This is a genomic window from Plantactinospora sp. B24E8 (assembly GCF_039871735.1).
Taxonomy (GTDB): domain Bacteria; phylum Actinomycetota; class Actinomycetes; order Mycobacteriales; family Micromonosporaceae; genus Plantactinospora.
In genome coordinates this window covers 513,907-537,892 of sequence record NZ_JBDPMH010000001.1, presented here as the reverse complement: position 1 = coordinate 537,892, position 23,986 = coordinate 513,907, and the positions used below count along the sequence as shown (strand labels likewise).

20 protein-coding genes and 1 tRNA gene are annotated in these 23,986 nt (G+C 72.3%); 11 read left to right on the top strand and 10 right to left on the bottom strand.

What is annotated here, in order from left to right; translation table 11 throughout:
- Nucleotides 1-49 precede the first annotated feature (49 nt).
- Nucleotides 50-487: a hypothetical protein gene (locus ABGB21_RS02560; RefSeq protein WP_347658061.1), complete on the bottom strand. Its 438-nt coding sequence runs from the start codon at nucleotides 485-487 to the stop codon at nucleotides 50-52.
- Between the two features lie 43 nt (nucleotides 488-530).
- A complete protein-coding gene (locus ABGB21_RS02555) occupies nucleotides 531-1,490 on the bottom strand; it encodes a threonine/serine dehydratase (protein ID WP_347658062.1) in 960 nt (319 codons plus the stop codon).
- Nucleotides 1,491-1,609: 119 nt separating this feature from the next.
- Between ABGB21_RS02555 and ABGB21_RS02550 the strand changes: the two genes are divergently transcribed.
- Both ABGB21_RS02550 and ABGB21_RS02545 read left to right on the top strand, forming a co-directional pair.
- On the top strand, nucleotides 1,610-2,467 hold the full coding sequence (locus ABGB21_RS02550; RefSeq protein WP_347658063.1) for a DUF4352 domain-containing protein: 858 nt from the start codon (nucleotides 1,610-1,612) through the stop codon (nucleotides 2,465-2,467).
- Between the two features lie 104 nt (nucleotides 2,468-2,571).
- A complete protein-coding gene (locus ABGB21_RS02545) occupies nucleotides 2,572-2,922 on the top strand; it encodes an STAS domain-containing protein (RefSeq protein WP_347658064.1) in 351 nt (116 codons plus the stop codon).
- Nucleotides 2,923-3,003: 81 nt separating this feature from the next.
- Here ABGB21_RS02545 and ABGB21_RS02540 read toward each other — a convergent pair whose 3' ends face one another.
- Together ABGB21_RS02540 and ABGB21_RS02535 are read right to left on the bottom strand one after the other, a co-directional pair.
- Nucleotides 3,004-3,837, bottom strand: a complete 834-nt coding sequence (locus ABGB21_RS02540; RefSeq protein WP_347658079.1) for a peptidase — start codon at nucleotides 3,835-3,837, stop codon at nucleotides 3,004-3,006.
- Nucleotides 3,838-3,863: 26 nt separating this feature from the next.
- Nucleotides 3,864-5,159, bottom strand: coding sequence for a VWA domain-containing protein (locus tag ABGB21_RS02535; RefSeq protein WP_347658066.1), 1,296 nt, complete (start codon nucleotides 5,157-5,159; stop codon nucleotides 3,864-3,866).
- A 179-nt stretch (nucleotides 5,160-5,338) separates the two neighbouring features.
- Here ABGB21_RS02535 and mscL point away from each other — a divergent pair, with 179 nt between their 5' ends.
- Both mscL and ABGB21_RS02525 read left to right on the top strand, forming a co-directional pair.
- A complete protein-coding gene (mscL, locus tag ABGB21_RS02530; RefSeq protein WP_347658067.1) occupies nucleotides 5,339-5,833 on the top strand; it encodes a large conductance mechanosensitive channel protein MscL in 495 nt (164 codons plus the stop codon).
- A gap of 104 nt (nucleotides 5,834-5,937) precedes the next feature.
- Nucleotides 5,938-6,180, top strand: coding sequence for a hypothetical protein (locus tag ABGB21_RS02525; protein ID WP_347658068.1), 243 nt, complete (start codon nucleotides 5,938-5,940; stop codon nucleotides 6,178-6,180).
- A gap of 49 nt (nucleotides 6,181-6,229) precedes the next feature.
- Here ABGB21_RS02525 and ABGB21_RS02520 read toward each other — a convergent pair whose 3' ends face one another.
- A complete protein-coding gene (locus tag ABGB21_RS02520; protein WP_347676185.1) occupies nucleotides 6,230-7,417 on the bottom strand; it encodes a LuxR C-terminal-related transcriptional regulator in 1,188 nt (395 codons plus the stop codon).
- 62 nt (nucleotides 7,418-7,479) lie between these two features.
- Between ABGB21_RS02520 and ABGB21_RS02515 the strand changes: the two genes are divergently transcribed.
- The 5 genes from ABGB21_RS02515 (at nucleotide 7,480) to ABGB21_RS02495 (ending at nucleotide 14,336) form a co-directional block, all read left to right on the top strand.
- Nucleotides 7,480-8,250 carry a protein phosphatase 2C domain-containing protein gene (locus tag ABGB21_RS02515; RefSeq protein ID WP_347676183.1) on the top strand — a complete coding sequence of 257 codons (771 nt, stop codon included), beginning with the start codon at nucleotides 7,480-7,482 and terminating at the stop codon, nucleotides 8,248-8,250.
- A 138-nt stretch (nucleotides 8,251-8,388) separates the two neighbouring features.
- On the top strand, nucleotides 8,389-9,795 hold the full coding sequence (locus ABGB21_RS02510; protein ID WP_347658071.1) for a hypothetical protein: 1,407 nt from the start codon (nucleotides 8,389-8,391) through the stop codon (nucleotides 9,793-9,795).
- A complete protein-coding gene (locus ABGB21_RS02505) occupies nucleotides 9,788-11,176 on the top strand; it encodes a PQQ-binding-like beta-propeller repeat protein (protein WP_347676181.1) in 1,389 nt (462 codons plus the stop codon). Before ABGB21_RS02510 ends, ABGB21_RS02505 begins: the two co-directional genes overlap by 8 nt.
- Nucleotides 11,177-11,235: 59 nt before the next feature.
- The gene (locus ABGB21_RS02500; RefSeq protein WP_347676179.1) at nucleotides 11,236-12,234 is read left to right on the top strand and encodes a xanthine dehydrogenase family protein subunit M; all 999 of its coding nucleotides are present in this window, start codon (nucleotides 11,236-11,238) and stop codon (nucleotides 12,232-12,234) included.
- Nucleotides 12,231-14,336, top strand: coding sequence for a xanthine dehydrogenase family protein molybdopterin-binding subunit (locus ABGB21_RS02495; RefSeq protein ID WP_347676177.1), 2,106 nt, complete (start codon nucleotides 12,231-12,233; stop codon nucleotides 14,334-14,336). Before ABGB21_RS02500 ends, ABGB21_RS02495 begins: the two co-directional genes overlap by 4 nt.
- Before the next feature lie 45 nt (nucleotides 14,337-14,381).
- Here the strand turns inward: ABGB21_RS02495 and ABGB21_RS02490 are convergent, their stop codons facing one another.
- Nucleotides 14,382-15,050, bottom strand: coding sequence for a hemerythrin domain-containing protein (locus ABGB21_RS02490; RefSeq protein WP_347676175.1), 669 nt, complete (start codon nucleotides 15,048-15,050; stop codon nucleotides 14,382-14,384).
- Between the two features lie 211 nt (nucleotides 15,051-15,261).
- Nucleotides 15,262-18,615 carry a BTAD domain-containing putative transcriptional regulator gene (locus tag ABGB21_RS02485; protein ID WP_347676173.1) on the bottom strand — a complete coding sequence of 1,118 codons (3,354 nt, stop codon included), beginning with the start codon at nucleotides 18,613-18,615 and terminating at the stop codon, nucleotides 15,262-15,264.
- Between the two features lie 283 nt (nucleotides 18,616-18,898).
- On the opposite strand from ABGB21_RS02485, the gene ABGB21_RS02480 reads away from it, so the two are divergent.
- The gene (locus ABGB21_RS02480; RefSeq protein ID WP_347676171.1) at nucleotides 18,899-20,197 is read left to right on the top strand and encodes a hypothetical protein; all 1,299 of its coding nucleotides are present in this window, start codon (nucleotides 18,899-18,901) and stop codon (nucleotides 20,195-20,197) included.
- 183 nt (nucleotides 20,198-20,380) lie between these two features.
- Here the strand turns inward: ABGB21_RS02480 and ABGB21_RS02475 are convergent.
- A tRNA-Lys gene (locus ABGB21_RS02475) sits at nucleotides 20,381-20,453 on the bottom strand.
- Nucleotides 20,454-20,574: 121 nt separating this feature from the next.
- Nucleotides 20,575-21,393 (bottom strand): SigB/SigF/SigG family RNA polymerase sigma factor, encoded by an 819-nt coding sequence (locus ABGB21_RS02470; protein ID WP_347676169.1) that lies wholly within the window; start codon nucleotides 21,391-21,393, stop codon nucleotides 20,575-20,577.
- A 258-nt stretch (nucleotides 21,394-21,651) separates the two neighbouring features.
- Here ABGB21_RS02470 and ABGB21_RS02465 point away from each other — a divergent pair, with 258 nt between their 5' ends.
- On the top strand, nucleotides 21,652-22,890 hold the full coding sequence (locus ABGB21_RS02465) for a low temperature requirement protein A (protein WP_347676167.1): 1,239 nt from the start codon (nucleotides 21,652-21,654) through the stop codon (nucleotides 22,888-22,890).
- A gap of 85 nt (nucleotides 22,891-22,975) precedes the next feature.
- Here ABGB21_RS02465 and ABGB21_RS02460 read toward each other — a convergent pair whose 3' ends face one another.
- Nucleotides 22,976-23,692, bottom strand: coding sequence for a C39 family peptidase (locus ABGB21_RS02460; RefSeq protein ID WP_347654453.1), 717 nt, complete (start codon nucleotides 23,690-23,692; stop codon nucleotides 22,976-22,978).
- Between the last annotated feature and the right edge of the window lie 294 nt (nucleotides 23,693-23,986).

Genomic DNA, 23,986 nt, shown 5'->3' with positions numbered 1-23,986 from the left:
CGCAACTCCCAGGAGGTCTGGGTGTTGCGAGGACCGCTAGACGCCAAGCTCAACAGGGGCCGTCGGTGACCGAGGTGCTCGGAAAGACGGGATCCTGCGAGCCGAGGTTCCCGTCGACCGTGACGGCCAGGCAGACCGGGTGCTCGCCGTCGGAGTTGGTGAACTCGAAGAGGTCACCCCGGGCGTCCTCACCGGCGGACTCTATCCGCAGCTCGGAGGTGATGTCCCGGGCGAACTTCCCGGTACCGCTGGCGGGGTTGGCCCTGGTCGCCGCCTCCCGGACGTCGGAGGCGTCCACGGTCAGCCCGTCGACGGCGGTACGCCGCAACTCGTCCGCGGTCGCGTCGACCGCTCCCCGGACATCCGGCCCGTCCGGTCCGCTGTTGGCGTAGAGGACCAGTCCGACGACCACCGTCAGCACCACGAGGGCCACGATGACCAGCGGGTGGACCCGTTTCCGGCCGGTTCCCGGCGGCTGGCTGCTCACGTTCTCCTCCACATCGTCGCGGTACGTCCGGCCGCGTACGCCGTCATCCGTCAGTGTCGGGGCGGGTCGCCGCCGCCGCGAGCACCGCCGGGTCGACGTTGCCGCCGGAGACGACCGCCACCGTACGACCGGCGGGCAACTCGGCGGCGTGGAACATCCGGGCCGCGCTGGCCACCGCGCCGCTCGGCTCGACGACCAGCCGGGTCTGCTGGACCAGCCGGGCGGTGGCCGCGGCGATCTCGTCCTCGGTGACCGTGACGATGCCGTCCAGTCGCACCCGCAGGTGGGCAAGAGTCAACGCGGAGAGGTTGGTCCGCAGCCCGTCCGCACTGGTCCGGTAGGTCCGGGCCGGTTCCCAGACGCGTAGTTCACCGGCGGTCAGTGACTCCCGGGCGTCGGCCGCGAGTTCCGGCTCGACCCCGATCACGGTCGCCGCCGGCCGGAGGGCCTTGACCGCGGTGGCCACACCGGAGGCGAGACCGCCGCCGCCGACCGGGACCAGCACCACGTCGACCTCGGGCAGGTCCTCGACGATCTCGAGTCCGATGGTGCCCTGGCCGGCGATGATCCGCCGGTCGTCGAAGGGCGGGATCAGCGTGCTGCCCCGTTCCGCGGCGACCTGCTCGGCGACGGTGAGCCGGTCGGCCGGCGGCACCAGGTGCACCTCGGCGCCGAGGGCGCGTACCTGGTCGACCTTGACCGTCGGCGCGCCCTGCGGGATCACCACCGTGCACGGCACGCCGTGCACGCGGGCGGCGTACGCCAGGGCCTGTCCGTGGTTTCCGGAGGAGTGGGTGACGACTCCCCGGGCGCGCCGCTCGGGTTCGAGCCGGGCCACCGCGTGGGTCGCGCCCCGCACCTTGAACGAGCCGACCGGCTGCAGGCTCTCCGGCTTGACCCAGAGCTGGTCGTCCCAGCGGCAGGACAGCAGCGGGGTACGTACCGCGACACCGCGCAGGTCCTTCGCCGCGAGCCGGACGTCGTCGAGGGTTACGAGATCCACCCCGCCATCCTGCCACTGCCGGCGGCGCGGGCCGGCACCCGAGAATGCCGATCCGTACTGGGACTAATCAGGCTAAAGCCTAGTATTTGTCCGAACGCTGCCGACCCGACGGGGGTGCGATGACCAGGGCCGACCAGCCCGGCGACGATCCGCACCAGCCGGGTACCCGATCGTGGGAGTGGGCGATCGACCCGGCGCCCCCGGAGGGGCCGGACCAGGAACCGGTGCCCGACCCGACCGCGGGCCGCTCGGTGGACGCCCCGGACTGGTCCACCCCGGAGACTGCGGCCAGCACCCCGCCACTGCACGGATATCCGCACGTGGTCTCCTGGTCGCCGCACGCGGCGGCGCAGGCCCATTCGTCGGCGCCGGGACGGCCCCCGGGTGCAGATCCGGAACCGGAGAGCGGAAGCCCGTCGGGTCCGGTGCCCCAGTTCGCCCGACCGGCCGACCGGCGGTGGTGGTTCGTCCTGGGCATCGTGGCCGCGCTGCTCTCCTGCTGCTGTGTGGCCGCTGCGGTGATCACGCTGGCCTGGGGACCGGAACTGTACGGCGGCCTGCGCGGGCGGGACCGGCAACTGGTCGGCCTCGACCAGCCCGCCCGGGACGGCGACCTCGAATTCCGGGTACGCCAGATCCGGTGCGGTCTCGCCGAGGTCGGCGACCCGCTCATCCGGGACCTCGCGGCGGGCCAGTTCTGCGTGGTCGGGCTGGTGATCCGCAACCTCGGCGCCGGGCCGGTGCTCTTCGACGACAGCCTGCAGATCGCGTACGGGCCGGCAGGGCAGCGGTTCGGCGTCGACCGTCGGGCGGGGCTGCTGGCCAACGCCGACCAGCCGACCTTCCTCGGCGCGCTCAACCCCGGCAACCGGGCGACCGGGGCGGTCGTCTACGACATCCCGGCCGACTCCCGGATCGTCCGGCTGCGGCTCCGACACTCGGCGTCCTCACCGGGCGTCTACGTCCGGACCGCATGACGGCGGTCACGGTAACCTCATCCCGGTCGCTGGCTCCCGTCGCCCACGGTGCGTACCGGCCCGATCGTGGAGTACGGTTCGACCGATATCCCAGGAGGTCGCGAATGTCCCTGACGGTGCACACCGAAGAACGCGCCGACGTTGTTGTCGTCTCGGTCGCGGGCGAGCTCGACATGGCCACCGCGCCGGGGCTGCAGGACCAGGTCACGGATCTGCTCGAGAAGGGCCACATCCGGCTGGTGTTCGACCTGGCCGACCTGACCTTCTGCGACTCGACCGGGCTCTCCGTCTTCGTCCGTGCCCGGAACAACGCCGACGAGGCCGGCGGTGTGGTGCGGTTGGCCGGTCCGCGTCGGGGCGTCCTGCGGATCCTCGAGGTGAGCGGCCTGGTGGAGGTGCTGCACACCTATCCGTCGGTCGACGAGGCGGTGGCCGGCGGCGCCACCACGGCCTGACCGGAGGCGCCGTCGACGCGCCGGCTGCCGAGCCGGCCCGACCGTCCGCCGGGCGGCGGATCAGCCGGGCCGGCCCGACCATCAGCGCGGGGTGAGGCGACGCGGTCGCCGGGTCAGGGCGAAGCCGACAACACCCGCGACCGCAGCCAGGATGCCACCGACCGAGGTCCAGATCCACCGGCTGGAGAACCCGTCGAACCAGCCGTCGAACCAACCATCGAACCAGCCCTCGTCCTCGCCGGCGGCCAGTCCGGGCTGGCCGGACGCGCCGGGGCTCGGGGTGGCACCCGGCGCGGCGGCCGCACCGGTCAGCACCGAACCGGGTTCGACCGCCGGTACGAGCGGCGCCTTCAGCTTGCCGTCCTCGAGCGCGGTCCCGCCGTCGTCCACGGTGCTGACCAGCATTTCCACCTGCACCGGGAGTCCGAGATCCTGCTCGGGCAGTTCGGTGGTGGAGAGCCGTACGTAATAAGTCCCGGGCAGCGGGTCACCGGACCACGGTTCGGCCCACGGCCGGACGGTCCGCAGCGTGCAGCCGAGCGCCACCCGCGGGTCGTCCTTGCCGACGCTCGGGGTCTGCGCTCCGGCGGTGCACGCCTGGCGGCGGCGGAGCCCGTCGAAGACGTCGACGGTCCAGGTGGCGGCGCCGTGCCGGGCGCCCGCCGAGGGCAGCGTCACGGTGATCGTGATGCTGTTGGTCTCGCCGGCTGACGCCGGGAAGGACCAGTACAGGTAGTCGCCGGTCGAGGCGGCCACCTTGACCGGCTGGCCGGCGGAGATCCCGGTCGCGGTCAGGAACGAGGTGCCGGCCTTGGTCACCGTCACCGCGCCGGGGGACGGGGTGGGTGAGGTCGGGGCGGCGGCAGCCGGCACGGCCGGCAGCAGCAGACCGGCGGTGACCGCCAGGAACGGCAGCGCGGCGCGGCGCAGGGTGGTCGGCTTCACGAGTTCTCCCTCCAGGTGGCGACCCACCAGCGGGTCAGCCAGCCGGCCAGCAGCCCGGTGATCAGCCCGGCCACGGTCAGTACGCCGAGCAGCAGCCAGCCCTTGCCCAGTCCCGGGCTGTTCGGGGCGGGCGACCGCTCCACCACGTCGATGGTCAGCTCGACCGGCATTCCGGGGGTCTGGGCGTCGACCGGACCGGAGGCGGAGAACGAGTTGCTCACCACCAGGCAGACGGTGGGGGTGGGCGGCGGTTCCTCGTCGTCGGTCGTCTCCTCGTCGACCTGCTCCTCCGGGTCGGTCGCCGACCAGCGCAGCCCGGCCGACAGCACGTCGGTACGGCCGCTGCCGGCGTCCGTACCCCGGACGAGTTCCCGCCCGTCGGTGGCGGTGGCCCGCAGCAGTACGCCGTAGTCCCGGTTCAGCGGGCGGTCGAGGCCGACGCTGACCGAGGCCCGCAGTTCCTGGTCGGGCCGGACCGCGATCCGGTACCAGCGGTGTTCGGAGAACCGCTCCCGGTCGGTGTAGACGCCGGGGGTGAGCAGCGGCGCCTTGGCGCACTCCCCACCACCGGCGACGATCGCCGGGGTCCGGGTGTAGGTGTCCTTGGCCCGGTCGACCAGTTGCTTGATCCGGTCGGTGAGCTGCTCCACGCTCTGCGCGGCGGTGTACGAGCCACCGGTGGCGGCGGCGATGCAGACGAGCTGCTTGCGGACCTTCTCGTCGGGGGCCAGGCCGAGCGTGTCGACCACCAGGTGGGTGCCCTGGGCGGCCAGTTCCCGGGCCACCTCGCAGGGGTCGGGCGGCGCACAGGTGTCCTCACCGTCGGTGATCAGGACGATCCGGCGGGTGGTGCCACCCGTACCGAGGTCCTGGGCCGCGCCGCGCAGGGCGAGCCCGACCGGGGTGAACCCGGTCGGCCGGAGCCCGGCGATCGCGCCCTTGGCCTGCTCCCGGTCGACCGGGCCGACCGGGACGATCTGCTGGGTGTCCTGGCAGCCCTTCTCCTTGTCGTCGCCCGGGTAGGTGGCGCCCAGCACCCGGATGCCGAGGTGGGTCTCGTCCGGCAGTGCGTCCACGACCTCGCGGAACGCCTGCTGGGCAACGGAGATCCGGCTACGGCCGTTGATGTCGTTCGCCCGCATCGAACCGCTCACGTCGAGCACAAGCTCCACTTTGGGTGGTTCGGCGCCGAGTTCGCCGGGCTCGCCGGCGATCGCCGGTGGAGTACCCGGCAACACAAGGGCGGCCATCAGTCCTAACAGGACTCCGATGGACCGACGCAGTATGATCATGGCCGAGCATCCTAGTAATGCGGAGATCCTCCCTGTCTCGGCGGTCTACGCCATTCCATCCGCATTCTTTCCCCCACGCGGCGTCGACCGCCGCCCGCGCGTGATCAGGTACGGCGCCCGGGGCATAGGTTGGCGGTCGGCAACAGAACCGGAAAACGACACCCCTCACGGAGGCGCGGATGCTCAAGGGTTTCAGGGATTTCATCATGCGCGGCAACGTCGTCGACCTCGCGGTCGGCGTGGTGATCGGCGCGGCCTTCACCGGCCTGGTCACCGCCTTCACCACCTCGTTCCTCAAACCGCTGATCAGCCTGATCGGCGGCGGCACCGAGGTCAAGGCGGGCACCTGGAAGCTGCCCAACGACGTTCTCGTCGACTGGGCCGGCTTTGTCAACGCGGTCATCACCTTCCTCATGACCGCGGCCGTCCTCTACTTCCTCGTCGTCTACCCGATGAACAAGCTCGCCGAGCGGCGCAAGCGCGGCGAGGTGCCGCCGCCGGCCGCACCGAGCGAGGAGATCAAGCTGCTCACCGAGATCCGCGACGCACTGGTCGCCGCCGGCCGGGCGTCGGGCCAGCAGGCCGGACAGCACCCCGGCGCGGTCCCGGGCCAGCCGGGTCGGTACGACGACCCGTACGGCCAGGGCCACCCGCCGGCACCCCGCCGCCCCTGACCCACACCGCCGTGGACGGGCCGACCGCACGGCGGCCGGCCCGCCGGGAACGGATTTCCCCGACCCGGAGATCCTCTCGAACACACGTTCGATAAGCTCCGGACGTGGAGCAGCGAAAACACTGGTGGAACGGCAAGTGGGGACGCCTGGCCCGACGCGATGTCTACCTTCGTGCCGACGCCGACCAGTGGCACGTGGAGCAGCGCGCGGGCGGCGCCGAGGGGATCTCCCGGTTCTACGAGTTCGACAGCGAGGACGCGGCGTACGAGACGATCCGCGCCCTGCTCGCCGGCCCGGACACCTGGCGGGAACTCTCTCCCCGACCACCCGGCGCCGGATGGCGGTGAACCGCCCCAGGGGTGCCGGTGGCGGGCACCCGACGTGCCAGGACCCCGATCAGCCCTGCCGCGCCGGGTCGGCCGCGCGCTGCCGGACCGCCCACAGCGCGGCCTCGGTCCGGGACGCGGAGCCGGTCTTGCGCAGCAGGTTCGACACGTGCACCGTGACGGTCCGGACCGAGATCCCGAGCGACCGGGCCACCTGCTTGTTGGACATCCCGGCGGCCAGACAGGCGAGCACCTCGACCTCCCGGCCGGTCAGCTCGACGTCCCGGCCGGTCGGTTCCGGCCGGCCGCCGACCGGCGCCGCCGGCCGCACCTCCGCCGGCCGTGACTCCCGGCCAAGCTCCGCGACACCCCGACCGCCCTCGGTGGCCAGCAGCTCGATCAGCCGGTACGGGTTGCCGCCGGTACGTCGCCACACCGCCCGCACCACCTCCTCCGGCACCTCGACCGGACCCGGATAGACCTGGCCGAGCACCTGCGCGACGTCGTCGACGGTCAACGGGGCGAGGTGCTGGCGTACCGCACCGGGCGCGCCGGCCAGCCGGGCCAGGGTCGCCTCGACGATCGGTGGGGAGACCGCCGTCTCCGCCGGTCGGCTCGCCACCACCAGCAGGGCCGGCAGGTCGGAGGCGGTGGCCAGTTCACCGATCAGGTTCAGGCTGGCCGGATCGAGCGCGTGCAGGTCCTCCACCACCAGCACCGCCGGGCCGGCGCCGACCAGTGCCCGTACGGTGCGGACGGCGAGCCGCAGCAGCGCGTCCGGGGCGTACCGCTCCGCGGGGGTGTTCGGGTGCTGGGCCAGCCAGGCCAGCGCGTCGGCGGGCAACGGCAGGTCCCGGGTGTCCCGACCGCTCAGTACGGCGGCGAGCCAGTCGTACGGTGCCGGGCTGTGCAGCCGGGCGGCACCGGTGAGAATCGTCGCCGGCCGGGGGGTCAGCCCGTCCAGCGCGGCGGCGATCAGCAGGCTCTTGCCGACCCCGGCGTCGCCGGTGACCACCACCGTGCCGGTCGCCCGGGCACGACCGGCGCCGGCCCGGGCACGCGGCGACCGGGCCTGGCCGGCGACCAGCGACCGGCGCTGACCGCTGACGAGTGTGCGGGGCTGACCGGCGACCAGCGGGCGGGACTGGCCGGCGGCGGACCGGGCGGTGGGCGTGCGCGACTGACCGGCAACGGCGGCCCAGGCCAGGGCGAACTCGGCCAGTTCGCCGGCGCGTCCCACCATCGACACCGGCATCATGGCGTCCACCCTACGCAGTACTGCGTAGAGACATCGGCGCGGTCGAGGGGCAAGCTCGGGGGATGAGCTTCATCCTGCGCAGCCTGGCCGTCAGCGACCCTGGTCTGGTCCGGGCCAACAACGAGGACGTGGCCTTCGCCGGCAGCCGGTTGGTCGCCGTCGCGGACGGCATGGGCGGTGCCCCCGCCGGCGAGGTAGCCAGCGAGATCGTCATCACCGCGCTGGCGCCGATCGAGCAGGCCGTCGACGAGCGGGAGCCGGTGGCCGCGCTGGCCGGCGCGGTCCGGACCGCCAACCAGCGGATCAGCGCGGTGATCGACGCCGATCCCGCGACCCGGGGCATGGGCAGCACCGTCACCGCGATGCTGCTGCACGGCGGGCAACTCGCCGTGGCGCACATCGGCGACTCCCGCGGCTATCTGCTCCGCGACGGCGTCCTGCGGCAGTTGACCCGGGACGACAGCTTCGTCCAGGTGCTCGTCGACCGGGGCGGACTGACCCCGGAGGAGGCGCGGAACCACCCGCAGCGTTCCCTGGTGACCCGGGTGGTGCAGGGCGAGCCGCTCGACCCGGCCACCGTCGTACTGGACGTGGTGGCGGGCGACCGGCTGCTGCTCTGCAGTGACGGGCTCTCCGACGTCGTCACCGACGACCTCATCACGCTGGTGCTGGTCGGCTACCCGGACCGGGAGCAGTGCGCGGCCCACCTGGTGAAGCTGGCCCACCAGGCGGGCGCACCGGACAACGTCACCCTGGTGGTCGCGGACGTCGTCCCGGTCGCCGAGGAGCCCGCCGCGACCGAACCCTCCGCGAACGCCGCCGCTGCGGGCTGACCCGCGGCCGGTCGTCGTCAATCCGCCCCCGGACCGACGGGACCCCGGTAGCCGGGTTGATGGCGAATAATGGCCCGACCCGGGGTACGAGCGGCTCGGTGTGGAATGACGACCACTCCGGACGGACGTGGAGGTCGGATGGACGACAACAGAATCGTCGTGATCGACCTCGGCACCGACCGGTACGAGCCCCCGTCCGCACCGCCGGCCGGCTGGCCCCGCCGGTCGACGGTACGCCGGCTCCGGCCGGTGGTGGCAGCAGCGGCGGCGGCCCTGGCGTTCGGGGTCGGCGGCGCGGCGGCCCCGCCCGCGCCCCCGCTGCGGGCGATCCTCAGCCTGCCGCTCGCGTCGGAACCGAACGGCGGTTTTTACCTGCTCGGCGACGTGCTGGTCGTCGCGGAGCGGGTCGAGTCCGTCGCCGAGCCGCAGGTTCGGCTGACCGGCTACGAACTGACCCGGGGCCGACAGCTCTGGAGCATCGGTCGGCCGGTGGCGATCACGGAGTTCAGATTCACCCCGGCGGAGAACCGGTTGCTCCTCTCCGAGGGCGGCCGGAGAGGTGGCCCGATCCACACCCGGGCCCTGGACCCGCGAACCGGCGAACTCCGCTGGTCGTATCCGTCGAAGCTGGAGGTCATGCCCGGGGAGCGGCAGACCGCACTGATCTTTGAGGAGATCTTTCCCGCCGGCTCACTGGTCGATCCGCAAGCGCGGCCGACCGACAGCACGACCTGGTACCACTCGAACGCCGGCGGCATCTACCGGGAACCACCCCTCGGGGTTGTCCTGCACGGCATCAACCTCGACACCGGAGAGCCGCGCTGGACCTCCCCTCGGATGACCCGGGCGGTCACGCTGGCCGGAACCGCCGATCGGCCCGCCGCGGTGCTGACCGTGCCGTCCGAGGGCGGAATCGAGGTCCGGGACCCGCACACCGGTGCGGTCCGACACCGCCTGGACGGGTTCGACGGCGAACTGGTCGCCGCACACCCGATCGGTGACGTGGTGGTACTGGTCTGGGCCGAGCCCGCCGGGGCGGCCGGATACTCGTCCGATCGGTGGCAGCTGCGGTGGAGTCGATCGCAGGCCGGGCCGGACTTCTACGTCGAACCGTGTGGTCCGATGCTGTGCAGGCCAGGATTCACCAGCGTTGAGGTGCTGGACCCGGCGACCGGTGAACAGCGGTGGCAGCTCCCCGAACGGGCGCGGTTCCTGCCGGGCGGGCCGTTCCTGGTCCAACGCGACGACAACGAGCACCTACTGCGGTCGCTCGACCCGCGGACCGGCCGTACCGTGGCCCAGCTGACCGGTTGGCAGGTTCTCGATCTCAATCAGTGGCTCGACGCGCTCGGCCGCGGCACCGCACCACTGCTGCTGAGTCCGACGCCGGGCCGGGACGAGACCCGGGTGGGCGTTTTCGGCCGCAACGGCACCGCGATACCGCTCGCCGCGGTACCGCACAGCCTCCCCCACTGCGAGACGACGGCCGCGGTTGTCGCCTGTCGGACCCGGGACCACCAACTTCGGGTCTGGCGCGTTGGCTAGCCGAGAGGGTTACGACGACGACCCGGTCGCGGTGATCGACCTCGGCACCGACCGGTACGACCCGGCCGTGGACGCCGTGGCCCGGCCCCCGCTGTCGGCGGCGCACCGGCTGCGGATCGCCGTGCTGGCCCTGGTCGGTGCGCTGGTGCTCGCCACCGGTGGCGCCGCCCCGCCGGCACCGTCACCGCTGCGCGACGGGTACGCCCTGCCGTTGACCTCCGACGGCCAGTTCCTGCTGACCTCGGACCGGCTGTACGTGGCCAACCAGCCCGCGGACGGGGAGGCCGCGGTCACCGCGTACGACCTGACCGGGCGACCGGTCTGGAGCGTGCCGCAGCCGGCCGACGGCGAGCATGTCGGGCTTTCCGCGGCACCCGGGCTGCTGCTGTTCATGAGCAACAACCCGGGCCAGGGGCTGGTCCGGACCACGGCGCTGGATGCCGCGACGGGTCGTCCGCTCTGGTCCTTCCCGGACTGGTTGACGCCGCTCTCCGACACCGGTGCGGCGCTGGTCACCGAGGACGTCTTCCCGCCGGACTCCCGGGTCGAGCCGGGCGACCAGGTGCCGCCGGGAGCCATGTTGCAGGTCGGCCCGGACGGGTCCGCCTACCTGGCGACCTCGCGGGAAGTGACGGCCCGGGTGATCGACCTGGCCACCGGGACGGCGCTCTGGAGGACGTCACAGGTCACCGCCGCCGCCGCGCTGCCGGCCGGCGGTGGTCGTGGGCCCGTGGTGCTGGTCGGGCTGCCCGACGGCGGGGTGGAGCTGCGTGACCTGCGGACCGGGTCGGTCCGGTGGTCACTCGACCGGTCCGGCGCCCCGGTCCGGTACGCGGCACAGGTCGGTGATGTCCTCCTGCTCGTTTGGGACGGGCCGGACGCCGGGGCGGCCGGCTACTCGGCGGACCTCGGGCGGCGGCTGTGGGAGCAGACAACTCCCGAGCTGGACCGCCGCCACTTCGGGGTCTGCGCGCCGATGATCTGCCTGAGCGACCCGGGCACCGGGGTCGAGGTACGGGATCCGGCCACCGGGGCGGTCGCCTGGCGGGCGGCCAGGGTGGGACACCTGCAGCCGAGCGCTTCGGGACTGGTCGTGTACGACGAGCGGCCCCGCCGGGTGGTCGACCCGGCCACCGGTCGGACGGTGGTCGAGCTGACGGGGTGGCGGGAGGCCGAGGGTTTTCCGCCGGAGTCGGCGCCGCTGCTGCTGCGCCGCCCGACCGACACGCACCAGACCTGGTTGGGGTTGCTCGCCCGGGAGGCGACGGCGGTCCGGACCCTGGACGTGGTCCCGTACGTCCTCTCGTCCTGCCAGCTGGTGCCGGGGGTGCTCGCCTGTCACGCCGACAACCGGGAGCTGCGGCTCTGGCGTTACGAGTAGCCGGCCAGGCTCCGCAATTCCCAGTAATCTGGGCATATGTCCCAGATCGGTCTCCCGTCATGAGGGCGTTCCGGTACGAACGAGGGCTCGACACCGGCCAGGCGGTGGCGCTGGTCTCCGGCGAGCCGGAGGCGGCGTACCTCGGCGGCGGCACCAACCTCGTCGACCTGATGAAACTCGGGGTGGCCCGGCCCCGGCTGCTGGTCGACGTCACCCGGCTGCCGCTCGGCTCGGTGGACCCGCTGCCGGACGGCGGCCTGCGGATCGGCGCGACGGTCCGCAACAGCGACCTGGCCGCGCACCCGACCGTCCGCCGGGACTTCCCGGTGCTGTCCCGCGCACTGCTCGCCGGCGCCACCGGGCAGCTGCGCAACATGGCGACCATCGGCGGCAACCTGCTGCAACGGACCCGCTGCGTCTACTTCCAGGACGTCAGCCGGCCGTGCAACAAGCGCGAACCCGGGGCCGGCTGCTCGGCCATCGACGGGCAGAACCGCGACCTCGCCATCCTCGGCTGGTCGCCGCAGTGCGTCGCGACCCACCCGTCCGACCTGGCCGTCGCGCTCGCCGCGCTGGACGCGATGGTCGAGGTACGGGAACCGGCCGGCCCGCGGGAGATCCCGCTCACCGAACTCCACCGGCTCCCCGAGGACCGTCCGGACCAGGAGACGACCCTGGCCCGGGGCGGATTGATCACCGCGGTACGGGTCCCCGGGCTACCGTTCGCGCGCCGGTCGACGTACCGGAAGGCCCGGGACCGGGCGTCGTACGCGTTTGGCCTCGGCTCGGTCGCGGTCGCGCTCGACCTGGACGGTCCGCTGGTCCGGGACGTCCGGATCGCGTACGGCGCGGTCGCGCACCGGCCATGGCGGGCCCGGCTCGCCGAGGAGGCGCTGCGCGGCCGACCGGCCACCCCGGAGAACTTCCGGCTCGCCGCCGAGGAGGAGTTGGCGGCGGCCCGACCGATGTCACACAACGCGTTCAAGATCCCGTTGATCCGCAACCTGACCGTCCGGACCCTGACCGAGCTGGCCGAACCCCCCGAGGTAAACCGGTGAACACGGGAACGGTCGGGATCGGTCGGGGGCATCCCCGGCTGGAGGGGCCGGCGAAGGTGACCGGCACCGCCCGGTACGCGGCCGAGTACCCGGCCGACGGCGTGGCGTACGCCTGGGCGGTGCAGTCCAGCGTCGCCAAGGGCCGGATCGTCCGGATCGACCCGACCGCGACCCTCGCCGAGCCGGGGGTGCTGGACGTGCTGACGTACGAGAACGCGCCCCGGCTGCACTCGACGGAGAGCGCCGAGCTCTTCCTGCTGCAGACGCCGCAGGTGCACTACCGGGGCGAGTTCGTGGCGCTGGTGTTGGCCGAGTCCCTGGAGGCGGCCCGGGAGGGGGCGCTGCTGCTGCGGGTCGACTACGACACCGAGCCGCACAGCAGTCTGCTGACCGAGCACCATCCGGGTCTGTACCGGCCGGAGAAGGTGAACCCGTCGTACCCGACCGACACCGCGCTCGGCGACTTCGAGGCCGGCTACGCGGCGGCCGAGGTCCAACTGGACCAGACGTACCGGACGCCGGCGTACCACAACAATCCGATGGAGCCGCACTCGGCGACCGCCCGGTGGCTGGACGGGCGGCTGCTGGTGCACGACTCCAGCCAGGGCTCGACCCTGGTCCGGGACACCCTGGGCCGGCTGTTCAACCTGCCCGCCGAGACGGTACGGGTGATCTCCGCACATGTCGGTGGCGGTTTCGGCAGCAAGGGTTCGCCGCGCTGCACCCCGGTGCTGGCCGCGATGGCCGCCCGGCACCTGGGCCGGCCGGTCCGGCTGGCCCTGACCCGGCAGCAGGTCTTCGGGCCGATCGGTTACCGCACCCCGACGATCCAGCGGCTCCGGCTCGGCTCCGACGCCGACGGGCGGCTGGCGGCGATCTGCCACGACGCGATCAGCCAGACCTCCACCGGTGTCGAGTTCGCCGAGCAGACCGCGGTGCTGACCCGCAGCCTGTACGCCGCACCGCACCGCCGGACCACCCACCGGTTGACCCGGCTCGACGTACCGACGCCGTCCTGGATGCGGGCGCCCGGCGAGTGTCCGGGCTCGTTCGCGCTGGAGTGTGCGATGGACGAGCTGGCGGTGGCCTGTGGGATGGATCCGGTCGAGCTGCGGATCCGCAACGACACCGACGTCGACCCGGAGGAGGGGCTGCCGTTCACCAGCCGGAACCTGGTCGCCTGCCTGCGGGAGGGCGCCCGGCGGTTCGGCTGGGCGGACCGGGATCCGACGCCGGGGGTCCGCCGGCACGGTCGGTGCCTGGTCGGTACCGGGGTGGCGTCGGCGATCTACCCGGCCCGGACGGCCGGTGCGCACGCCCGCGCCCGGGTCGAGCCGGACGGGTCGTACCAGGTCTCGATCAACGCCACCGACATCGGGACCGGCGCCCGGACCGCGCTGTGGCTGGTCGCCGCCGAGGCGCTGGCGGTGCCCGGCGACCGGGTGACGGTCGAGGTCGGCGACAGCGACCTGCCGCCGGCCTTTGTCGCCGGCGGCTCGTTCGGGACCGCCGGCTGGGGCTGGGCGGTGGACAAGGCCTGCCGGGAGCTACGCCGACAGCTCGCCGAACGGCACGGCGGCACCGTGCCGGCCGCCGGGTTGACGGTCCAGGTCGACACCATGACCGACGTGGCGGAACAGCCCCGGTACGCCCGGTACGCCTTCGGCGCGCACTTCGTCGAGGTCCGGGTCGACGTCGACAGTGGCGAGATCCGGGTGCCCCGGATGCTGGGGATCTTCGCCACCGGGCGGGTGGTGAACCCGGCCACCGCCCGGTCCCAGTTGATCGGCGGGATGACCATGGGACTGTCCATGGCGCTGCACGAGGAGGGCGCGCTCGACCACCGCTTCGGCGACTGGGTGAACCGCGACCTGGCGACGTACCACATCGCCTCCTGTGCGGACGTGGAGCAGATCGACGCCGACTGGGTCGACGACCCGGACGAGCGGGTCAACCCGCTCGGGATCAAGGGACTCGGCGAGATCGGAATCGTCGGCTCGGCGGCGGCGGTCGCGAACGCGGTCTACCACGCCACCGGGATCCGGGTGCGTGAGCTGCCGATCCAGCCCGACAAGCTGCTGGACCGGCTGCCGACGACGTGATTCCTTACGATGCCCGACCGACCACGGCCTCGAAAACCGGGCGGGTCAGCGGACGGGCGTGGAGAAACGGGGCGGGGTCGCGGTCCCGTGGACCCGCTTGGCGTGCTTGGCGTAGGCACGCCGACCGATGATCGGCATGAGCAGGCGGACCGGCAGCGGCGCCTCGGCGAGCACCTCCCTGATCACCTCGGGGTCCCCCTCGTACATCGTCATGCCGACGATCACCGGAAGGTGCTTCTTCGGGGTCGCGCGCATCCCGTGCTCGCCCATCTCCTTCCACTCGGCGGCGGTGACGTACTTCTCCGCCAGCGGCAGGATCTGGCTCTCCTCCGTCGCCATGTGCTCGATCAGCGCGACGCGCAGCCGTTCGAGGGCGGCGGCGAGTTCGGCACCGCCCTGCGCGGTGGACCGCCAGCCGGGAAGCAACCTGGTCACCTCCGCGTTGGCCTCCTCGATGGCGTGGTGCTGCGCCTCCACGACCGGCACGACCGCCTCGGCCTCCGCTCCGCCCCGCGCGCTCAGCCGGGGCCAGAGCAGCAGGTCCTCCCCCTCGTGGTGCTGGTGCAGGACACCGCAGACCAGCTCGATGTGGGCGCCGACCAGCTCCGCCCGCCGGCTGTCGCCGACGACCACGTCCTCGACGAGCTTCGGCAGCAGGCTGAACTCCCGACGGAGGTTGGCGTGCGCCATGTACATGTCGCGTACGTCGGCCATGGGTTCGTTGTGGTTGGGGTTCACTGCGACCTTTCCGAGGGGCGCTACCTGTACTAGCTGGTCCGGCGGCGACGGTCCGGCGCCGGCACCGCCCGGGAAAGCCTGCCCGAGACCACTTGCAGCCGACTTGGAGATCACCAAACGCGCCCCCGGCGGTGGGCGCCGCCGGCGGGGCGGCGGGGCGGTGGGGCGGTGGGGCGGTGGACCGTGGTCAGGCGGCGAGCGCGGACTCCGCCTCCGCCAGCCAGTGCGGCGCGCCCCACCGGCGGGCCACCTCCGCCGCCAGGCGGAAATGCCACGCCGCCAACTCCGGGCGGCCCTGCAGCCGGAACAGCTCGCCGAGGGTCAACGCGACCGGGCGGGACACGAACGCGGTGCTGGAGAAACCGGCCAACTGGCCCCGGACCGGGACGAGTTCGTCGATGACGGGCTGGGCCAGGTCCCTGCGGCCCAGCGCCACCGCCACCATCGCCCGTACGGTGAGCAGCATCGACTGGGTGTAGTCGGGACGGCAGGGGTGCGCCCCGACCGGTACGGCCCGGGCCTCGTCGACCCTGCCGCTGCGCACGAGTGCCAGCGCCAGCAGGTCGTCGACGATCGGACCGAACCTCTCGCGCGCGACCCGGGTCGGCTCCAGATACTCCCCGAAGCGCCGCTGACTGATCAGCAGAGTCGCCGTGAAGTAGTAGCGGACCGGGTCGACGTGCAGCGAACCCTGCCGTCGCATCTGCTCGACGGTCTCGTCGTAGTGGCGCTGTGCCGTCCCGAAGTCGCCCGCGATGTGCGCGAGCGCACCCTGGGTGGCAAGTCCGACCGCCATCGCCTCGTTGAGCCGGTACCTGCTCACCGTCGCCGCCTGCCGGGCGATGCTCGCGTGCAGTTCCTCCGGCTGGTTGAGCGCGGCGGCACTCTGGCTGAGCGCCTGTTCGGCCAGCCAGTGGTAGGTCACCAGCCCGTGCCGGGTGGCGAGGTCGTGGAGTTCCCACGCCAGTTCCCGCCGCTGCCGCGCCTGCCGGTCGAACCGCAGCGTACGCAGCCGGGCGGCGAGCCCGAGCGCCCGCAGCTCGGGATCGTCGAACCCGCGGGAGAGGCGTAGCGCCGCTGCCCCGGCCGCCGGGCCACGTGGGTCGGACTCACCGTCGAGCTCGCTGGTCAGCGCCTCCAGCAGCCGACACCGGTCGACGGGGTCCAGGTCGTCCCTGGCCAGCAGCCGGGTGAGCAGGTCGACGACCCGGTGGTCCACGACGCCGAACTCCCGGATCAGCCACGGGGTGGCGACCTTCCACGCGGTGAACGCCGAGACGAGCAGTTCGTCGCGGCCCGAGGTTGCGGCGACGTCGACCGCCCGGGCGCGGGTCCGGCGGGCGGCGGCGACGGCACCGGCCCGCGCCTGGGCCCGGAGCAGCCGGCCCAGCAGGTCGACCAGCAGCTCCTCTCGGTCCCCGGTGACCGCCTCGGCGCTGGTCACGGCGTTGCTCAGCAGTTCGACCGCGGCGTCGTACGCGTACCGCCGCTCGGCCAGTTCGGCGGCGCGGACCGCGTACTCGACGGCGAGCCGCGCGGTCTGTGACGACGCGGCGCGGGCGTAGTGGTGGGCCAGGGCGGGATAGTCGTCGGGTCGCAGCCGCCGGGTGCAGGCGGCGACCCGGGCGTGCATCCGGGCCCGGCGCAGCTGGGAGATGTCGGTGTAGACGGTGTCGTGGAGCAGCCCGTGCACGAACCGCACCCGCCCCGACGCCGGTTCGGTGAGCAGCCCGGAGACCAGCCCGGCTTCCAGCCCGTCGAGCACAGTCTCCTCGTCGACGTCGGCGGCCTCGACCAGTGTCTCCACATCCGCCTCCCGTCCGACGACGGCGGCGAGGCGCAGCACCGCGACCGCCTGCTGCGGCAGCCGGGCGAGGCGTCGGCGTAGCACGTCCCGTACCCCCTCCGGCACTTCTGACCGGGCGACGAGTTCCCCCTCGGAGGCGAGCAGCCGGGCTGCCTCCCGGACGTAGAACGGGTTTCCGCCGGTGCGTTCGGTCAACGCGGCGACGGTCTCCGGGTCGACGGTCGTCCGGGTGAACGACCCGATGAGCCGCTCCACGTCGGCCGCTCCGAGTCCGGCCAGCGAGATCCGCTGCGGGGACCGGCGGGCCAACGTGGCCAGGTGTTCGGCGAGCCGCTCGCGGTTGTCGGTGGGCCGCAGCGCCACGACGAAGAGCAGGGCCACGTCGGTCAACTCGGTGACGCTGGTCAGCAGCAGCAGTGTCTCGGTGTCGGCGGCGTGCAGGTCGTCGAGGAGGACGGCGACCGGCCGGTGGCTTGCGGCGGCGGCCAACCAGTCGCCGACGGCGCGGTGCAACCGGAACCGGCCGGCCGCGACGTCCCCGCCGAGGTCGCGGCCGGTGTCGTCGAGCAGCGGGGCGAGCGCCGGGGCGAGGTCCCCGGGTGGTGCCTCCGTGGCGAGTTGCCGCAGCGCCTCGACCCACGCCCAGGCCGGCGGCGCGCCCTCGACCTCCGGGCAGCGGCCGACGGCGACCAGCCAGCGTTGGGCGAGGAGGTCCTGCCGGAACCGGGTGAGCAGGCTGGTCTTGCCGGCGCCGGCCTCGCCGGTGAGCAGCACGATCCGGGGTCCGCCGGCAACGGCCCCGGCCGCGGCGGCCCCGAGGACCGCCAGCTCCGCCTCCCGGCCGACGAACAACTCGTCCGGCGCGGTCGCGGTCGGCCGCTCTCCGTCCGCGCGTACCGGTGGCTCTCCACCCGCCGGCGGCGGCCCGGCTGTCCCCGCCGGTGGCGTCGCCGTCGTCGTGACCGGCGGTGGTAGCAGGTCGAGGCGCTGGCCCAGGATCGCGGCCTCCAGTTCGGCCAGCGCCGGTCCCGGGTCGAGACCCAGCTCCTCGGCCAGGGTGGCGCGGGCCCGGCGCAGCGCGGCGAGTGCCTCACCCTGGCGACCGGTACGCCACAACGCCAGCGCCAGCAGCCGCCAGCCCTCCTCCCGCAGCGGCGCCTGCCGGGTCAGCGCCTCCGCCTCCGGAACCGCCTCGGCGGCACTTCCGGTACGCAGGGTCACGTCGAGCAGCAACTCCCGGGCGACGAGGCGCAGTTCCGCCAGCCGCGTCACCTCCGGCTGCGCCCACGGTTCCCCGGCGAACTCGGCGTACGGGGTGCCACGCCACAGGTCGAGCCCGGCGGTCAGCAGCCGGTCGGCGCGTACCGGGTCGGTCCCACTGACCGCCCGGGACTCGGTGAGCAGCTTCTCGAACCGCCAGGCGTCGACCGCCTCGGCGGGCACCCGGAGCGCGTAGCCGGGCGGGGTGGTCACCAGCAGCCGGGCCGGAGCCCGACGCTCGCGGTCCGGCTCCAGCAGCCGACGTAGATTCGAGACGTACGCCTGCAGTGAGGCGATGGCCCGGGGCGGCGCCTCGCCCCGCCACAGGTCGTGGATCATCCGGTCGACGGAGACGACCTCGCCACGGGCGGACAGCAGCAGGGCGAGCACGGCACGTTGGCGGGGGCCACCAAGGTCGACCGGCTCGCCCGTGTCGAGTTCGAGCTCGAACGGTCCGAGCACCCGCAGCAGCATGACCTGGACAATGGTAGCCGTACCGGCTGCTTCCGGGACCATACGCGGCTGGACGGTGCCAGCTTTCGCGGGCCTCACGCCCAGTCTTCGACGCGCCGCACCTCGGCGGCATTCGATACGGTGCGCCCGTTCTTCCACCACTCGGCACACTTCGAAACTTGTCACGTGTGTAGGTCTCACGACACCGTGCGGTGGCTTCAGCGGTCAGGATGGTCGCACCCGTCCCGGCGTGGCCGTGGGCTGGGCGACATCCGCGCACCGGAAGAGGTTGATGGTCATGCCGATGGCAGCGCGACGCGTCCGGACACCCGCCACGATCACGGCTGGAATCCTGCTGTTGGCGGCCACCACGTCAACCGCGGTAGCGGGTGCCGACGTCGCACGGGCCACGGGAGTCGCCGCGGTCGACGACCGAGGAGTCGCCGTGGTCGGCCCGGCCGCCGGGCGGTGGCACCTCGACGACTACGGCAGCCCGGTGACCGAGGCGACCTACCTCAAGCCCGTCGGGGCGGTGTCGGTGCAACAGAGCATCGACGGCGAACAGCGACCGTGGATGTTCACCATCATCGCCGGTCAACTCTACGCGGCCTGGTCCGACCAGGATGGGCCGCAGTGGCTGCCTCTCGGGGCACCGCCGAAGAGCGAGATCTTCGCCCCGGTCGGGGTGGTGACTGTGCAGGACAACCTCTACGCGCCACAGCGGCCGTACGTTTTTGTCCAGACCCTCGACGGTCACCTCTGGCTCAACTGGTTCAACGGGGTCGACTGGCCCTGGCTTGACCTGGGCACTCCGCCACCCACGAAGGTCGCTGACGGAATCGGGGTGGTCTCCGTACGCAACGGTTTCGGTCTGCCGCAGCGGCCGTACGTCTTCGTGCTCGGCGTCGACGGTCACCTCTGGCTCAACTGGTGGAACGGCGGCGGTTGGCAGTGGGACGATCAGGGCACGCCGACCGACGGGACGTTACTGCCTTACGGCGCCCGAGTCGGTGTGGTCAACCTGCGCCTGACGCCGGAGGGCGCCGACTGGCCGCAGGCGTTCCTGCTGGACAACCAGCGCCAGGTGTGGCGCAACGGCTGGGACGGCGGCCGCTGGACGTGGACCAACCACGGCACGCCGCACGGCATGAGCATGCCGGATTCCCGCGGGCTCGGCGCGTTGGCCGTACGAGACACATCCGAGGGGGCCGCCTGGCCGCACGCCTTCGTGAGCGCGTACGGCTCCGTCTACGAGCTCTCTGGAGCCGGCGGCGACTGGCGGTGGGTGTACCACTCCGACCCGGTCCAGTTCGAATTCCTCAACCCCGTCGGGGCGGTCACCGTGCAGGACAAACCGAGCGTCGGCGACCGGCCCTACCTGTTCGTCGTCGACCGCTACGGCGGCCCGGTCTGGTCCAACTGGTGGGCCGGTCGCAGTTGGGAATGGGTGGAGCAGGCCGGCACCGACGCCGAGATGCTCGGCTACCAGGACTCCGGATCGGCCGTGACGATTCAGGACACCCCGGAGAGCCCACAGCGGCCGTACGTCTTCTACTGGTCATCAAGCTGGCCGAGGAAGTTGATGGTCAATTGGTGGGGCTGATCCGGTCCACCGACGCCGGGCAGGGGTGGCGTGGCGCACCGCCGGATTCGGGGGCAGGGCCACGCGCTTCTGTTCGATGATCCGCCCGCCGCGTAGCGGCGTTGGCGGTACGGGTGGCTGTACCAGCCAACACGACGAAGACCCAGGCCCCGGCGCCATGCCGGTGACCTGGGCCTTCCGCGGTGGGCCGCCTGGGACTCGAACCCAGAACCCGCTGATTAAAAGTCAGCTGCTCTGCCGATTGAGCTAACAGCCCGCCAGCCCGTACAGAGTACCGGACTCCGGACCTACGACACGGCCGTCATTACCCGGGGGTCCGGCGCGCGGCGGCGCACCCCCGGCGCCGGCCCAGCCCACGGGGTCGATGGCCCGCCAGCTCAGTACGTGTCGGCGAGTTGGTTGCGGAGTTTGCTGAGGGCGCGGGCGAGGAGGCGGCTGATGTGCATCTGGGAGACGCCGATCTGTTCGGCGATCTGGGACTGGGTGAGGTTGCCGTAGAAGCGGAGGGTGAGGATTTTCTGTTCGCGTTCGTCGAGGGTGGCGAGGGCGGGGCCGAGGGCGACGCGGAGTTCGGCGAGTTCGTATTCGTTGTCGTCGGCGCCGAGTAGGTCGCCGAGTTCGGTGGTGCGGTCGCCGTCGCCGGTGGGGGTGGAGAGGGAGACGGCGTTGTAGGCGCGGGCGCCTTCGAGGCCTTCGAGGACTTCTTCCTCGGTGAGGTTGAGGTGGTCGGCGATGTCGGTGACGGTCGGGGAGCGGCCGAGGGTCTGCAGGAGGTTGCTGTTGGCTTCGCTGATGGCGAGGCGGAGTTCCTGGAGGCGGCGGGGGACGCGGATGTCCCAGGTGCGGTCGCGGAAGTGTCGTTTGAGTTCGCCGATGATGGTGGGGATGGCGTAGCCGGCGAAGTCGACGCCGCGGCTGGGGTCGTACTTGTCGATGGCTTTGATGAGGCCGATGGCGGCGGTCTGGGTGAGGTCGTCGGTGGGTTCGCCGCGTCCGCTGTAGCGGTGGGCGAGGTGGTTGGCCAGGGGGAGCCAGGCTTCGATGGTCTTGTCGCGCAGGGTGGCCCGGTCGGGGTGGTTGGTGGGCAGCGCGGTGAGGGTGTGCAGGAGGTTGGTGGCGCTGTCGGTGAGGGTGGCCGGGTCGGGGGTTGCGGTGGTGTGGGGTGTGACTACTTGCCGGTTGCTGGTCGCGGTCATGGTGGTCCTCCCTGCACCGAGCGTGTGGGCGTCTGTGGGTCGTGGGCGTCTGTAATCGGGCGTGTCTGGTGGTCCGTTCAGGTCATCACTCTAGACCGTTAGTCTCCACGAAATCTAGCCGAACGGCTGATGGATTAAAGCCGCGACCCGCCACTTTCCCCACCAAAGGTTCTCACGTCACTGTCCGGCCACACGTATCCCGAGCCGGTCTGTGATTTGCCTCCCGGCCCGGGTGGCGAACCGAGATGATTACCGCCTGTGAGCTCGGAACGGCAAAAGGCGGGCGGATCCGGTACGCCGGACCGGCGCCGCCGACGCGTCGAACTCCGGCCATCCCGGATCGCCGCCCGATGGGGGCTCGAACCGTCCGCCCTGCCAAACCAGGAAGAGCAGGAACGACACGCCAGTTGGCTGGAACTCTTCCTCGACTTGGTCTTTGTCCTGGCGCTGCTCGCCGTGCAGCAGCGCCTGCCCGACGCCACCCCCGCCGGTGGGGAGATCCTCGAAACCGCCGGTCTCTACGTTGTCGTCTGGTGGGCCTGGGGCGGGCAGGCGTTCTACGACACCCGCTTCGACCCGGACGACTTCACACACCGGCTCGCCGTACTCGTCTGCATGATCGGCGCCGGCAGCATGGCGGTCGGCGTCGAGGATGCGCCGAACACGCTGCTCCTACCGATCGGCTACCTCGTCGTACGCGGCACCCTGCTCGTGCTCTATCTCCGGGTCCGCAGCACCGGTCCGGTCGTACGGGAGCTGACCACCGTCTACCTGACCGGATTCGGCACCGGCTGGCTGCTCTGGGCCGCCTCGCTCGCCGCCCCGGTGCACACCCGGCCGGTGTTCTGGATCGTCGCGCTGGCCATCGAACTGCTGACCCCGTGGCTCGGCCGCCGCCGGCTGATCCGGCACCCGGTCCATCCGCTGCACCTGCCCGAGCGGTTCGGACAGTTCACCATCATTCTGCTGGGAGTGAGTCTGACCGACCTGCTCGACGCGGTGCCGGCCCGCCCGTCAGCGTCGGTCGCGCTGACCGCGGTCGTCGCCTTCGCGATCCCGGCCTCGGTGTGGTGGGTCTACAGCACCTTCGTGAGCAGCGGGTTGAGCAGCCCTCGACTCCAGGCCGGGGTCGAGTACGCGGCCGTACACGGGCTGCTCGGCGCGGCCATGGTGCTGTTCGGCTGGGCCCTCGGGCAGATCGTCCGACACGTTGCCGCCGACTCACCGGAACTGCCCGGCATCCTGCGTCTGCTGGTCGCCGTCTCACTCGGAACCTGGATCCTCTGCGGCCTGGCCCTGCAGCGGATCTCCCTGGGACGCCTGCCCCGACAGCGGGTGATCCTCGCGGCGCTCGCCGTCGCCCTGATCGTCGCGGTCAGCGTGGTCGGGGTCGAGCCGATGGCTCTCCTGCCACCGCTCGCCCTGGTCCTGGTCGGCTACGCCGTCGTGGTCGCCCGGCTGATCATCCGGTTCGCCGGAGAACGGCCGGCCGACTGACCCTGCGTCGGGTACGACGGAGCGGGTCGGCTCCCCGGGGTGGGGAGCCGGCCCGCTCGCTGGTTGTCTACCGTGTTGCCGCCGGTCAGGCGGAGTAGCCGCGGGTGGCGGCCCAGTTGGCGAGGTTGATGGTGCTCATCCAGTACTCGCCGTGGTTCGGGTCGGCCGGGTCGGCGATCTTGACCTTGCGGCCGTGGTCGTCGTAGCCGATCACGGTCAGGTAGTGCCCGCCCTCGTAGGAGTGGGCCATACCGTCGGTGTCGACCGCGGTGCCCTTGATGTTGGTTACGACCGGCCGGTTGTTGTCGATCGCGTGGACCACGTCGACCTGCAGCTGGTCCATCTGCGCCGGCTTGGCGGCCTCGTCCGGGATCGCGACGGTGCGGTAGTCCTTACCGCCGGCGGTGTTGAGGACCCGGGTGGTGTCCTCGGCCGAGTTCGTTCCGGCCTCGGTGGTGCCCAGCTGCTTGGCCACGTCGTCCTGGGACGGGGTGTGGCCCTGGGCGGACAGTGCGATCCGGGTCGCGGCCGGCGCGCAGTAGAAGTACGTCGACTGCGGCTGGTACTGCACGTCGAGGACCTTCGACGGCTGGCCCTTGTCGAGCTCGCCGATCTGCTGGGTCACGGCGGTCGGGGTCATGCTCATCGACGGGGCGGTGGCGCCCATGGTGGCGACGGGTCCGGCGATCGCACCGCCGGCGACGGCGAGCCCGGCGATACCGAGCGCGGTCTTACGGATCGGGGTTTCGGTGATGGCCGGAAGCCACCGGTTGACAAAAGCCATGATGGTCTCGCCTTCCATTTTCCGGGGATGAGAGATCCCAACCCGGCGCATCCGGGACGCGCGGGGATGGCACCGAAAACGTTCAGCGGGAGAGAAGAACAGGTACGAGCCGCTGCTGCGGGCGTACGGGGGATTCAACCGCGGCCGGCCGGTCGGCATTCCGCCGATCCGCCCACCCGACAGTGTTGATCACGACCGAAAACCGGACACCACACCCAGCCGGGCGCAACGGCCCCACCGGTCAACCTGGTGTCGCCTGCTGCTGCGGTCGTACGGGGGATACAACCGGGCCGGCCCGCGAGATGTTCCCCC